Below are 12,516 nucleotides of genomic sequence, written 5' to 3' on the forward strand. Positions count from 1 at the left end.
CAAAGGGCAACCCCAAGTCAGCCTTTCCCACCCAGATCTCGTAGGATTGGGCAATCGGGCCGGTCGTCCCCGGCGCAGGCGTCGATCAAGTGACTTAGCGTATCGCGCATGGCGTTCAGGTCTGCGATCTTGGTTTCGATCTGAACAAGATGGTCGCGTGCAACCTGTTTCACGTCGGCACTGGCACGGGTCTCATCTTCGTAGAGTGCCAGCAGGGTCCGGCAATCCTCGATGGTGAACCCAAGCGCCCGGGCGCGACCCAGAAAGTTCAGCTTATGCACGTCCTGGTCGCGAAACCGGCGATAGCCATTGTCGTCGCGCATTGGTTTGATCAGGTTAATGTCCTCATAATACCGGATCGTCTTGGCGGGCAGGCCAGTGCGGGCGGAAACATCTCCGATGTTCATGCGTGCACCTCTTTGGTGGCCGTACCTGATGTTTCCGGCAGGCTGGCGCGAATGCGGCGCAGGCGCAGCGCATTCGAGACCACAAAAACGCTCGACAGTGCCATTGCACCAGCCGCCAGTGCAGGGGATAGCAGATAGCCGCCAAACGGGTACAGCGCACCGGCAGCCACCGGTATCAGAAGGACATTGTATCCGAAGGCCCAGCCCAAATTCTGGCGAATATTCTTCATTGTCCGGCGGCTGATCTCGGTCGCATTCGCGACGCCCCGCAAATCACCGGACATGAGGACAACGTCGGCTGTTTCGATGGCCACATCCGTGCCGGTACCGATGGCGATGCCGATATCAGCCGCCGCAAGAGCGGGGGCATCGTTGATCCCGTCACCGACAAAGGCCAGCACTCCGAACCGGTCCCGCAAAGCCGTTATTGCATCTACCTTGCCATCAGGCAGTACCTCGGCAGTGACATGATCAATCCCCAGCCGGTCGGCCAGAGCCTGCGCCGTGCGCGCGTTGTCACCGGTGATCATGGCCACGGTTAGCCCCATTTGGTGCAACCGGTCCAGCGCCTCCACTGTGCCGGGCTTGATCGGGTCAGAAACGGACAAAGTGGCCGCCGCCTGCCCATCCAGAGCCACGAACAGAGGAGTTGCCCCTTGAGCGGCACGGGTTTCGGCCTCATCCGTCAGAGCTCCAAGGGTGATCCCACTCTGCTGCATCAACCGGTGCGACCCGATTAACACGTCGCGGCCTTCGACCAACCCTTGCAGGCCAAGCCCGGTAAGCGAACGGACATCCGATGCCTCTGGCAGTGTCGCGGGCCCCGCTCGGGTGATGGCGGAAGCGATCGGGTGTTCCGACCTTGCCTCAAGGGCTGCGGTCAGCCGTAGAACCTCCTCCCGGTCAAACCCCTTAGCCGTTGTCACGCTGTCCAGTTCGGGGCGCCCCAGCGTCAGGGTTCCGGTCTTGTCCAACGCGACGACGCGCGCCTGCTGAAGCTGTTGCAACGCATCCCCCTTGCGGAACAAAACGCCCATTTCTGCCGCACGCCCGGTGCCCACCATGATCGAGGTTGGGGTCGCCAACCCCATTGCGCAGGGGCAGGCGATGATCAGAACTGAAACACCTGCGACAAGCGCAAGGGGAAGGGCCGGGCTGGGGCCGAAGATCAGCCAGAGCGCGACGGTGATCACCGCAACAGCGATGACCGCAGGAACAAAGCGATAGGTAATCCGATCCACCAACCCCTGAATAGGCAGTTTCGCGCCCTGCGCCTGCTGCACCATACGAATGATCTGTGCCAGAGCCGTGTCGCCACCGACCCGGGTGGCGCTTACCCGTAGAGCGCCGGTGCCATTCACGGTGCCGCCGACAACAGGCGCTCCCACCGACTTGCCAACAGGCACAGGCTCGCCCGTGATCATGCTCTCATCAACGTAAGAGGTGCCTTCAAGCACTTCGGCATCCACCGGTACACGCTCGCCGGGGCGGATGTGCAGGATATCTCCGACAACGATTTCGGCGATTGGCCGGTCCTGTATCTGTCCGTCCAGTTCGACCCGTGCGGTTTTTGGTTGCAAACCCACCAGTTTTCGGATCGCAGCCCCTGTTTTGCCTTTGGCGCGTGCCTCCATCAACCGGCCGAGAAGGATCAGAACCACGATCACCGCGGCTGCTTCGAAATAGACATTGGCCGTACCCTGCGGCAGCAGGTCGGGCGCGAAAGTGGCCGTGACCGAATACAGATAAGCCGCGCCGGTCCCAAGTGCTACCAACGCGTTCATGTCCGGCGTGCCCTGCATCAGCGACGGGATACCTTTGCGGTAAAACACACGGCCCGGTCCGATCAGCAAAGCCGAGGTCAGGGCAAATTGAATCAAATGGCTCGTCTGCGTTCCAATGGTCGCCTGTATCCAATGGTGGAAGGCGGGGATCACGTGCCCGCCCATCTCAAGAATGAATACGGGCAGGGCCAGTGCCGTTGCCAGTATTGTGGAACGGACCAGCCGCTGAATTTCATCGTCTTCCCGGCTTTCTGGTTCCGCAACGCCTTGGATACGCGCGGGGTATCCAATTCCGGTAACAACCTGAGCCAGCGCCTCGGGCGTAGTTGCAGCTGTGGCGTAAGTCACCGAAGCCGTCCGAGTTGCCAGATTGACCTGCGCTTCGATCACGCCAGCGGTGGACGCCAACGCGCGCTCGATCTTGCCAACGCAGGATGCGCAGTTCATGCCCTCGATGCTCAGATCCGCATGACTTGTTTCAGCCGGATAGCCGGCTGCATCCAGCGCCGCAGTCAGGGACGAAACCGGCCCGTAAAATTCCACCTGCGCCGTCTTGGTCGCGAAATTGACCGAGGCCGCATCAACACCAGATACATTACGCAGCGCAGCCTCGACACGGCCCACACAGGACGCGCATCCCATGCCGGTGACTTTCAGTTCTGTCAGTGCTTTTTGCGCCATGCGACTCATCCCACGTGGTTTTCTGCCCTCCAGATGGGGGTTCCAGTGACAGGAAGGTCAAGGGGGTCGCGGCAAAATTCTACGATCCCGGCCCGCGCATGTTACGCTCCATTAAGCGCTGATACAGGCGTGGTGACAGACGGTTGAGCCACCACGACATGTGTGCAACGCGTCCGACCGGGATCATGGGCTGCGATTTGTCCAGTCCGCGCAGGATCGCCACGGCGGCGCTCTCGGGGCTCATTTCGTCCATTCCGTCCTTGGCCGATCCGGGGCGCGCGGTTCCGTCGGGTTGCTCCATTGCGTTGTCGGGGTTGGTGGCCACAAAAGACGGCGCTGCAATCTGAACCTGAACGCCATGTGGCTTTTCTTCGGATCGAAGCGATTTGAAAAAACCCTCAAGCGCGTGTTTCGAGGCTGCATAAGCCGTGCGATGGCAGAGCGGAGCGAATCCAGCCACCGACGAGATAGCCAGATGCGTTCCCTTTGACACGCGGAGAGGCTGCAAGAATGCACGAGCCATCTCAACGGCTGCAAAATAGTTGATATCGAACAGTGCACGGTGACTGGCCGTGTCAGACTGGTCAAACCCCCGAATTTGCGTAACCCCGGCGTTGTAGATGACCAGATCAATGCTGTCGCTTGACGTGATCGCCCTTTGAATTGCGTTGGCAAGCTGTTCGGGGTCTGTCAGATCACAGGTAATTGGCAGTTGGTTCGGTTCTGTTTGGAGACCGGACACATCAAGATCCAACAGCACCACCCGCCACCCACGGGCTTGCAATGCGCGGCTTAGAGCCTGTCCCAAACCGCCCGCACCGCCGGAGATGACCGCGGTTTTCATAACCCGGCCTGCTGTTGCCAGAGCGCAAAAACCTCGGCGCTGGTTTTTTCGGGCACATAACCGAATTCAGATTTCAGGGCGGAGTTGTCCAGAACTGGCCGATATTGAAGGAACCGTACCTGTTCCGGCCCATAGCGAGATAAACCCAGTGGGCGCGCCACGGCTAGGGCCGCTTTCAACACCCATGCGGGCAGGCGCAGAACCGGTTTTCCCATGGCGCGGGCCAAGTCGGTCACGCCCATCGTGCCGTCACCGGCGACGTTGTATATCCCGGTTGGCCCGTCGGTTGCTGCACGCTGAAGGATGCGTGCCAGATCCCGGGTCCAGATAAAGACAAACGGGCTGTCGCTGCCGGATACCGCCAGCAAACGTGGCTTGAGAAACAGGGCGGTGATCTGGTTTTCGGTTCCAGCCCCCAGAACCGTGCCCACGCGCAGAACAACCTGCTCAAGATCGGGGGCGGCGCTGCGGGCTTCGGCCAGAATCTGTTCGACCTGGCACTTGTGATCTGAATAAGGAAACTCGGGGTTGCCGCGCAATGAATCGCCCTCGCGCAACGGCACAGGATTGTCTGCATGATAGCCATAAGCGGCACCGGACGACGTAACGACCAATCTGCGCACTCCGTTTGCGATAGCGGCATTCACCACATTGCGCGTGCCTTCGACATCGACAGCATAGGCTACGGCGCGCGCCATCTTCGGTGGCGGCGTCACGACAGAAGCCAAATGCACAATCACATCCGGTTTCACCTTGGCAATCACACGTGCAGGAGCGTCGGTAGTAACATCCATGGACAAAAATGAGACGTCTTCCGGCAGGTTATCCGGGCGTTTCAGATCGGTTGCAAAGACCTCGTTCCCCACAAGTTCGGGCAACAGCGTTTGCCCGACCATCCCGGCAGCGCCGGTAATCAGGATGCGGGTCATCGTGCGGCCTCGGTTCGTGCCATGACCGACGCCAAAGCCAGGCCCGAGATAGCGTGCCATACTCCCCAGAATGCGGCGACCACGGCCATGCCGCCAAGACCGTTGAAAAATGCAAAGATTAGGACAAGCCCAAGTCCGGAGTTCTGAATTCCGGTCTCAATGGTGATGGCGCGGCGGTCAAAGGGGGGCAGCCCGGTCAGAGTGGCCACAACCCAACCGCCCCCCAGCGCCAGGGCATTGTGAAGGATCACAAGCCCGGCAACAGCTCCGGCAAACCCAAGGAAAAACCCCCAGTTGGCAGCCAGAGCAAGTACGATAAACCCAGCAAAGATACCCATCGACAGAAGTTGCAGCGGTGCGCGTAACCGTGCCGTCAAGGCGGGAAGGCGTTGATTCAGCGTAATTCCCAGAACCAGCGGCAGGATCAGCATCAGACCGACCAGGATTGCGATCTGCATTTGGTCGATCTGGGTCTGTTGCAGGATTGCGCGGGTCGGTGGGTAAAGCCCGCCCCAAAGCGCAATGTTGAAAGGTGTCATAAAGATTGCACCGATAGTGGCGAAGGCTGTCATCGACACCGAAAGCGCTGCATTCCCGCCCGCGCGGTGGGTGATGAAGTTCGAGATATTGCCCCCTGGGCAGGCCGCGACAAGGATCAGGCCAAGCGCAATTGACGGTTGCGGTGCGGTAATCCACACCATCACAAAGGTCAGCGCAGGCAGGACGACGAGTTGTGAAATCAATCCGACAACCACTGGTTTGGGCGCGCGCCTTAAACGGTCAAAATCCCGAGGCGTCAGGTCGATGGCAATCGAGAACATCACGATTGCCAGAATGGCATTCAACAGCGTCAGAGACGCCGGACTGAAATTCAGTGTGATCTGGTCAATGCCACTCATGCGATGGCCTTCCGCAGCCGGTCGATCCAGCCGGTGACAGCCTTTCTGTACGTATTCTTGTCCACGTAATAGGCCATGCGGGGCAGGTCGATATAGTTCATGCCTCCGGTGGCGCGCGTATAGTCTTTTTGCTTTTCTGCTTGCAGATCGGCTGCCACGGGGCAGCCGTGTCGAAGCCCCTTGATGTAGCGCGCCACCATCTCGGCTTGCTCGTGCCTGCCCTGCCAGCCCAGACCTGTGGCCTCGATCATGCCCAGCACGAACAGATCGTCCCGTTCGGGATGTATCGTGTTCAGATACAGATGCGGGGCATCGCCTTGCCAGTTCAGCAGGTCCTTGTCGATAAATGGGTAGTGCAGTTTGTATCCGGTCGCGGCGAGGATCATGTCATAGTCGTCGCAGGAGCCGTCCTTGAAATGCACGGTGTGGCCTTCCAGCCGTTTAATGTCCGGGCGGATTCTCAGATCGCCATGGCCTGCGTGATACAGAACCAGCGAATTCACCACGGGGTGGCTTTCGTACAGCCTGTAATCCGGTTTGGGAAAGCCGTACTTCTGCGGATCGCCGACAAACCAGCCAAGGATCAGGCTGTCGACCTTACGCTTCAGCCACATCGGCAGACGGATCTTTCCGCCCATTGTGTCAGCGGGTTTGCCAAAGACGTATTTCGGGACGAAATAGTACCCGCGCCGCATCGACAGATCGCAGCGTTTCGCGTGATGGATCGCGTCCACTGCGATGTCACAGCCGGAATTACCTGCGCCCACGACCAACACACGCTTGCCGTCGAACTGACTGGGATACCGATATTGTGAGGCATGGATCAACTCGCCGTCAAATGTACCCGGAAAGCTGGGTACATTCGGTTCCGACAGGGTGCCGTTCGCAATGAGTACGCCGGCATATTCGGCCTGATGGTCGCCATCCTGATCCCGCCAGCACACGCGCCAACCGTCACCCGGATTGCCCAGCGGAGTGATCTGAGTGACTTCCGCATGGAGTTTGTAATTCTCACGCAACCCGAAACGATCCGCAAATGCGCGGAAATAGTCGCGCATCGTCCGGTGCGAGGGGTACTCGGCGACCGCGTCATCCATGGGGAAATCTGCAAATTCGGTCATGCGTTTGGAAGAGATCAGGTGCGCTGACTCGTACATGGTTGATCTTGGGGCATCGATATCCCACAGACCGCCAACATCCGAATGCAACTCAAACCCCTGGAATGCGATCCCCTGTTCTTTCAGCACCTTGGCCGCGGCCAAACCCATTGGTCCCGCCCCGATCAGGGCGAATTCGTCGCGCGTTTCTGTCATGAACCCTCCCAAAGTTCGTGAGGTTTAAATTGAACGAACGACCAAAATAAGGCAAGATGAAATTCATGACGCTGAAAAACGTAGAAAAACCAAGACAAAGGGCACCTTCCAAGCGGTCTTTGGAAACCAAAGCGCGGATCATGGATGCCGCCGAAACAGTCTTTGCTGAACGCGGATTCGAAGGTGCGTCGATCCGCGATATCGCTGCGCTTGCAGGCGTTCAGGTTGGCCTTGTTCATCACCACGGCGGCGGCAAGGAGGAGCTGTTTTTTCGCGCCATAGCACGTCGTGCTGGCAAGCTGGCACAGATCAGAACCGATGCGCTGAATAGGGCCAAAGGGGCGGGTCCACTGACACTGCGCAGCATTTTGGACAGCTTTATCCGGCCTTATGTGGAATTGGCAGAAACAGGCGGTTCGGGATGGATGGCCTATGGGCGCCTTGTGGCGCATGTCTCGGTCGATCCCCGCTGGCGCGAAATCGCGGCAGAGTGTTTCGATCCGACCGCCCGGCTTTTTATCGACGAAATCGCTGCTCTTTATCCAGATGTTGACCCTGCGCTGCTGGCCAGCGGCCAGGTCTATTCCGTTTCGGCAATGCTGGCGCATCTCAACAGTGGCTGGCGGGTCGGGGCCCTGTCGCAAGGCGGCAGGGTGTCAGAAGTGGAACGCCTGATCGATTTTTGTGCAGCCGGTATCGAAGCGATGGTTCAGACCAGTCGCGGTTGAACGCGCGGCATTGCTATTGCTGCAAATGGTTGAACAGGATGGTGCTGAACACAGAAGGTGGTGATGTTCGGACGGCGCTAGGCGAAGCAAAAAAACCAAACATCATTATCATAAGGATCAGGGCCGCTCCGGCAAGGCACGCCGCAGAAAGCTGAAAGACCGAACGAACCATTGGCTTATTCCCTGTTTATACTCAATAAAATCTGTGGTGTCTTACGCGTCACGAGAGCTTTGACAGCTCTTGTTTCAGCCTTTCATTTTCAGCCTGCAACTGCGCGAGTTGCTGGCCCAAACTGTTCAGATGCGGTCGCAGTTCGGCTTCGGTGAAACGCGGCGTGATGTGGCGCGGGCAGTTCCAGTCAAGCGCCTCAACACGTATGATCACCGCCCGCTCTGCAGGGGCTTCGGCCTCTTCTGGATACAAGCTGGCAGCGGCGGCTTGACCCTCCGTGAATTCGACACGCCCCAGGATCTTTAAACGACGTTGATTGGCGTAATCCATCAGGATCAACGCGACCCGATCGTTGCCGTCCAGATTCCCGCGCGAGATATACTGTTTGTTACCCGAAAAATCGGCATATCCGATGGTTTGCGGCCCCAGTACTTTCAGAAACCCGACCGGCCCGCCGCGATACTGCACATAAGGCCAGCCTGTTTCAGACACCGAGGATTGATAAAACCCGTCGCGCGCCTGAATGAACTGTTTTTCCGGCTCGCCGATCAAATGGCCCTGTTGCGGGCCACTTTCAATGAATTTGGCATAGGTTTTTGCCGATCCCATCCGCTCCTGATGGGCACGGACGGTAGGGGTGAAGGTCAGTTCGGAAAACGCACGCGGCACGGTATGTCCTTTCAAAGACCCAGATCAGAAAGCCCGAGATGGTCATCGGGGCGTTCACCCAATGGCCAATGGAACAAGCGGTCGCTTTCGGCTATGGGGTGATCGTTCAGCGAGGCATGCCGATGCGACATGCGCCCGTCTTCGGCAAATTCCCAATTCTCGTTGCCATAAGACCGGAACCACTGACCGCTATCGTCGTGCCACTCGTAAGCGTAACGAACGGCGATGCGATTACCGGTAAAGGCCCAGAGTTCCTTGATCAGTCGATAGTCCAGCTCCTTGTGCCATTTACGGCTTAGGAAGGCGTGAATTTCGCCATGTCCTGACAGAAATTCCGCCCGGTTACGCCACTGACTGTCATCTGTGTATGCGGGGGTGACGCGGTCGGGATCGCGGCTGTTCCACGCGTTTTCGGCCATGCGTACTTTTTGTGTGGCAGTTTCGAACGTGAAGGGGGGAAGTGGGGGGCGGGACATGGTGCAGGGGGCTTTCAGGTCAGAGAGGCGGCAAGGATGGCCAGTGTCAGAAGAAATGGAACGTACTGAGGGGGGAATATGCTGGCGCGACGTTTCATCGGTCAAATCCTCTGGTGTACTGATCGGTTAACTTTCTAATAAGGTGTACCGATCTGTTAACTTTTGCAAGGGGAAAAGCAGAAAATTTTCCGCGCGGTTCAAGGCGAGCCATGAATTCTAATGAAAACAATGATTTGTGTTAGGCCGGTTGTACTTCATGTTTCGGGGCAATATGTACAGAACGGTACACCATGGAGCCGAATCATGCGTCCAAACAAACGGGATGAACTTGTCAGCAAAGCCCTGAAGGTTTTTTACCGCGACGGGTTTCACGCGACCGGCATGGATAAGCTGGTGGCGGAAACGGGCGTGTCGAAAACGTCGATGTACAAACATTTCCGCACCAAGGAAGACCTGATCGTAGCCGCTCTGCGCCTGCGGGATGAGAATTTTCGCGAGTGGTTCTATCGGCGCATCGAAGAGATGGCAGAAACACCGGCCGAGCAACTCATCGCTAGTTTTGATGCCTTGAAGGAATGGTTCGAGGAGGATGGGTTCCGGGGCTGCATGTTCATCAAGGCCGGGGCTGAATATCAGGATACAGATCATCCGATCCATGTGCAGGCTGCCGAGCATAAGCAGCTGTTGCTGGAGCATTTCACGTCCGTCGCTGAACAGGCTAGTGCGCGTGATCCTCAGAAACTCGCCAGCCAGATCGTGTTGTTGCAGGAAGGGGCAATCGTGTCCGCGGTTTTGCTCAAGAATTGTGATCCTGCGGAAGACGCCAGGGATGCAGCACAGCAATTGCTGGCATTGGCGCTGAGTTAATTTCCTTAAAAACAAGCAGGTTCTTTTAGTTACTTAGCAAAGAAACGTTGCGTTGTTCGAAGTCGGAACGCCACGTCACGTGGATTGGCGGGAATCGGGCCGACCGTTAGGCTTTTGCGAAAGACTGTTTGGAGAGCCTTTGATGTCACTTTTCACTTCGACCGCGGCATGGGTCACCGACGAACACCGCATGTTCGCGGATATGGCTGGCCGGTTCATGGATGACGAACTGTCGCCGAATATCGAAACCTGGGTTGAAAACGGGGCCGTTGATCGCGACTTCTGGAGCAAAGCGGGTGAAACCGGCCTGATGGCTGGTGCAATCCCCGAAGAATATGGCGGCGTCGGCGGTGGTATGGGCTTTGACGCCATCACCGCGTACGAACAGGGCGCACGGGGCGACGCCGGCTGGGGCTATGGTATTCAGTCGATCGTGACCCATTATCTTACCGCTTATGGCAGCGAAGATCAAAAACGGAAATGGCTGCCCAAACTGGCTTCGGGCGAAATGGTCGGTGCACTTGCCATGACGGAACCCAGCACCGGCTCGGATGTTCAGGCTGTGCGCACAACGGCCGAGAAAGACGGAAACTCCTACCGGCTGAATGGCTCGAAAATCTTCATCACGAATGGCCAGACGGCGGATCTGATCATCGTGGCCGCCAAGACTGACAAGTCCGAGGGCGCGCGGGGTGTGTCATTGATCGTGGTCGAAACCGAAGGGGCCGAGGGGTTTCGCAGGGGGCGCAACCTCAAAAAACTGGGGATGAAGGGCAACGACACGGCCGAGCTGTTTTTTGAAGATGTCAAAGTACCGATGACGAACCTGCTGGGGGCTGAGGAAGGTCAGGGGTTTTATCAGCTGATGAAGCAACTGCCATGGGAACGGCTGAATATCGCAATCATGGCGCTGGGTTCGATCGATTTTGCCATTGCCGAAACGGTAAAGTACGTGCAGGAGCGCAAAGCGTTCGGTCAGCGGGTGATGGATTTCCAGAACACGCGTTTCAAACTTGCAGAATGCAAGACCAAGGCCGAGGTTCTGCGCAGTTTCGTCAATGACTGTATCGGCAAACTGGAGGCAGGCGAACTGGACGCGGCCACCGCCTCGATGGCCAAATACTGGGGCTCGGAGGTGCAGAACGAAATCATGCACGAGTGCCTGCAACTGTTCGGCGGGTACGGTTTTATGATGGAGTACCCAATTGCCCGTCTCTACGCAGACGCCCGCGTGCAGATGATTTACGGCGGCACCAACGAGGTCATGAAAGAGGTGATCGCACGGTCGCTTGACGTTTGAAGGTATCCGGGCGGCCTCTTGCCTGATGTCATCATTCCTGACGGAATGCTCGCTTTTGGTGGACCTCGCAGGCCCGTGCTTGCGGGGTTTTTTCGTTGCTGACCCGACCACAGTTGCCCACTTGCAAAGGACGTGTAGCGGTATGATGATCCGCCGAAAGACTCAGAGGTCTGACGTGAACGATCCCGAACAAGCCTTGTGGCGGACTACATGTACCGAAGCAGTCACAGCTCTGCCGCTGAGCAGTGACAAAACTGTCGATCTGGCCATTATAGGTGGCGGATATACCGGGTGTTCAGCTGCCTTGACGGCAGCCCGTACCGGCGCTTCGGTCTGTTTGCTTGAAGCACAGAAGATCGGGTTTGGCGGGTCAGGGCGCAATGTCGGTCTGGTCAATGCCGGGCTGTGGCTGCCACCGGATGAGATCCGCGCGCATATCGGTGCAGAGGCTGGTGATCGCCTGATCGATCTGCTGGGCAAAGCACCGTCAGACGTTTTTTCCCTGATCGAAGAACACGGCATCACATGTGAGCCCATTCGCAACGGAACCCTGCATTGCGCGCATTCCGCCTCGGGCCTGAAGGACCTGCAAACGCGACATGCGCAGCTAAGCGGGTCTGGCGCGCCGGTAGCGCTGCTGTCGGCGGATCAGGCCCGTGACCGGACCGGCAGCGATGCTTTTCATGGGGCGTTGTTCGACCCTCGCGCAGGAACAATACAACCCTTGGCTTATGTCATGGGATTGGCGCGTGCCGCGTCTCAGGCCGGGGTGCAGATCCATGAACAAAGCGCAGTGCAGACCCTTCGGCACGAAGGTGGGCAATGGGTGTTGACCACACCGGGCGGGACTGTCAGGGCCAAATCCGTCATTCAGGCAACCAACGCCTATCACCTTGGCTTGCCAGATACTGCGCCCGCCTATGTTCCCGTTTATTACTTTCAATACGCTACGGCCCCGCTGTCGCATAATCTGCGCGCCAGCATTCTGCCGCAGGCAGAAGGATGCTGGGATACCGGGCTGATCATGACGTCCTTCCGGCTGGATCAGGCGGGGCGGATGATCATTGGCGGCATGGGCGATCTGGGGAATGCAGGACGCAGCGCGCATACCGGATGGGTCCGACGCAAACTGGCTGAGCTTTATCCTCAGCTTGCCGATCAGCCGTTTGAACAGGGTTGGCACGGGCGGATTGCCATGACCTCGGACCATATCCCGAAAATCACGCAGATTGGCCCCAACGCCCTGGCCGCGCACGGATATTCCGGCCGTGGTATTGGCCCCGGCACGGTGTTCGGGCGAATGATGGCCGAAAGTCTTCTTGCAGGTGAGCTTTCGCTTTTGCCCATTCCTGCGGTGCATGAGCATCGCGAAAGCTGGACGCGCGTGCGCCGCGCCTTTTTTGAATCCGGCGCGGCGCTGACGCATCTGATAAAGGCGCGGATCTGA

At 58.0% G+C, this 12,516-nt stretch carries 12 protein-coding genes; 4 read left to right on the forward strand and 8 right to left on the reverse strand.

The genetic code is table 11. The features are described from left to right. Nucleotides 1-17: 17 nt before the first annotated feature. The 6 genes from cueR to ACR0AM_RS03720 all read right to left on the reverse strand — a co-directional run bounded on the left by cueR (nucleotide 18) and on the right by ACR0AM_RS03720 (nucleotide 6,857). Nucleotides 18-407: a Cu(I)-responsive transcriptional regulator gene (cueR, locus tag ACR0AM_RS03695; protein ID WP_209504709.1), complete on the reverse strand. Its 390-nt coding sequence runs from the start codon at nucleotides 405-407 to the stop codon at nucleotides 18-20. Then, on the reverse strand, nucleotides 404-2,872 hold the full coding sequence (locus tag ACR0AM_RS03700; protein ID WP_480622154.1) for a heavy metal translocating P-type ATPase: 2,469 nt from the start codon (nucleotides 2,870-2,872) through the stop codon (nucleotides 404-406). The genes cueR and ACR0AM_RS03700 overlap by 4 nt, the downstream gene beginning before the upstream one ends. A gap of 79 nt (nucleotides 2,873-2,951) precedes the next feature. After that, nucleotides 2,952-3,716: an SDR family NAD(P)-dependent oxidoreductase gene (locus ACR0AM_RS03705; protein WP_480475597.1), complete on the reverse strand. Its 765-nt coding sequence runs from the start codon at nucleotides 3,714-3,716 to the stop codon at nucleotides 2,952-2,954. Continuing rightward, the gene (locus ACR0AM_RS03710) at nucleotides 3,713-4,645 is read right to left on the reverse strand and encodes an SDR family oxidoreductase (RefSeq protein ID WP_480622155.1); all 933 of its coding nucleotides are present in this window, start codon (nucleotides 4,643-4,645) and stop codon (nucleotides 3,713-3,715) included. Before ACR0AM_RS03710 ends, ACR0AM_RS03705 begins: the two co-directional genes overlap by 4 nt. After that, complete coding sequence (locus ACR0AM_RS03715) at nucleotides 4,642-5,544, reverse strand: bile acid:sodium symporter family protein (protein ID WP_480622156.1); 903 nt, start codon at nucleotides 5,542-5,544, stop codon at nucleotides 4,642-4,644. The genes ACR0AM_RS03710 and ACR0AM_RS03715 overlap by 4 nt, the downstream gene beginning before the upstream one ends. Beyond that, complete coding sequence (locus ACR0AM_RS03720) at nucleotides 5,541-6,857, reverse strand: flavin-containing monooxygenase (RefSeq protein WP_480622157.1); 1,317 nt, start codon at nucleotides 6,855-6,857, stop codon at nucleotides 5,541-5,543. Before ACR0AM_RS03720 ends, ACR0AM_RS03715 begins: the two co-directional genes overlap by 4 nt. Before the next feature lie 65 nt (nucleotides 6,858-6,922). On the opposite strand from ACR0AM_RS03720, the gene ACR0AM_RS03725 reads away from it, so the two are divergent. Then, nucleotides 6,923-7,585 carry a TetR/AcrR family transcriptional regulator gene (locus ACR0AM_RS03725; protein ID WP_480622158.1) on the forward strand — a complete coding sequence of 221 codons (663 nt, stop codon included), beginning with the start codon at nucleotides 6,923-6,925 and terminating at the stop codon, nucleotides 7,583-7,585. 220 nt (nucleotides 7,586-7,805) lie between these two features. On the opposite strand, the gene ACR0AM_RS03730 is transcribed toward ACR0AM_RS03725, so the two are convergent. Continuing rightward, nucleotides 7,806-8,426 carry a pyridoxamine 5'-phosphate oxidase family protein gene (locus tag ACR0AM_RS03730; protein WP_480475608.1) on the reverse strand — a complete coding sequence of 207 codons (621 nt, stop codon included), beginning with the start codon at nucleotides 8,424-8,426 and terminating at the stop codon, nucleotides 7,806-7,808. An 11-nt stretch (nucleotides 8,427-8,437) separates the two neighbouring features. Beyond that, nucleotides 8,438-8,902: a nuclear transport factor 2 family protein gene (locus ACR0AM_RS03735; RefSeq protein WP_480475610.1), complete on the reverse strand. Its 465-nt coding sequence runs from the start codon at nucleotides 8,900-8,902 to the stop codon at nucleotides 8,438-8,440. A gap of 303 nt (nucleotides 8,903-9,205) precedes the next feature. On the opposite strand from ACR0AM_RS03735, the gene ACR0AM_RS03740 reads away from it, so the two are divergent. The 3 genes from ACR0AM_RS03740 to ACR0AM_RS03750 all read left to right on the forward strand — a co-directional run bounded on the left by ACR0AM_RS03740 (nucleotide 9,206) and on the right by ACR0AM_RS03750 (nucleotide 12,516). Next, nucleotides 9,206-9,769 (forward strand): TetR/AcrR family transcriptional regulator, encoded by a 564-nt coding sequence (locus tag ACR0AM_RS03740; protein ID WP_480493663.1) that lies wholly within the window; start codon nucleotides 9,206-9,208, stop codon nucleotides 9,767-9,769. Nucleotides 9,770-9,911: 142 nt separating this feature from the next. Then, the gene (locus ACR0AM_RS03745; protein WP_480605305.1) at nucleotides 9,912-11,069 is read left to right on the forward strand and encodes an acyl-CoA dehydrogenase family protein; all 1,158 of its coding nucleotides are present in this window, start codon (nucleotides 9,912-9,914) and stop codon (nucleotides 11,067-11,069) included. A gap of 175 nt (nucleotides 11,070-11,244) precedes the next feature. Beyond that, nucleotides 11,245-12,516, forward strand: a complete 1,272-nt coding sequence (locus tag ACR0AM_RS03750; protein WP_480622159.1) for an NAD(P)/FAD-dependent oxidoreductase — start codon at nucleotides 11,245-11,247, stop codon at nucleotides 12,514-12,516.

The sequence above is a fragment of the Ruegeria sp. AD9 genome (assembly GCF_056542305.1).

Coding starts and splice junctions, on each gene's coding strand:
- ACR0AM_RS03735 (WP_480475610.1), bottom strand. CDS start 8,902: ATGTCCCGCCCCCCACTTCCCCCCTTCACGTTCGAAACTGCCACACAA.
- ACR0AM_RS03725 (WP_480622158.1), top strand. CDS start 6,923: ATGACGCTGAAAAACGTAGAAAAACCAAGACAAAGGGCACCTTCCAAG.
- ACR0AM_RS03710 (WP_480622155.1), bottom strand. CDS start 4,645: ATGACCCGCATCCTGATTACCGGCGCTGCCGGGATGGTCGGGCAAACG.
- ACR0AM_RS03715 (WP_480622156.1), bottom strand. CDS start 5,544: ATGAGTGGCATTGACCAGATCACACTGAATTTCAGTCCGGCGTCTCTG.
- ACR0AM_RS03740 (WP_480493663.1), top strand. CDS start 9,206: ATGCGTCCAAACAAACGGGATGAACTTGTCAGCAAAGCCCTGAAGGTT.
- ACR0AM_RS03745 (WP_480605305.1), top strand. CDS start 9,912: ATGTCACTTTTCACTTCGACCGCGGCATGGGTCACCGACGAACACCGC.
- ACR0AM_RS03720 (WP_480622157.1), bottom strand. CDS start 6,857: ATGACAGAAACGCGCGACGAATTCGCCCTGATCGGGGCGGGACCAATG.
- cueR (WP_209504709.1), bottom strand. CDS start 407: ATGAACATCGGAGATGTTTCCGCCCGCACTGGCCTGCCCGCCAAGACG.
- ACR0AM_RS03700 (WP_480622154.1), bottom strand. CDS start 2,872: ATGGCGCAAAAAGCACTGACAGAACTGAAAGTCACCGGCATGGGATGC.
- ACR0AM_RS03705 (WP_480475597.1), bottom strand. CDS start 3,716: ATGAAAACCGCGGTCATCTCCGGCGGTGCGGGCGGTTTGGGACAGGCT.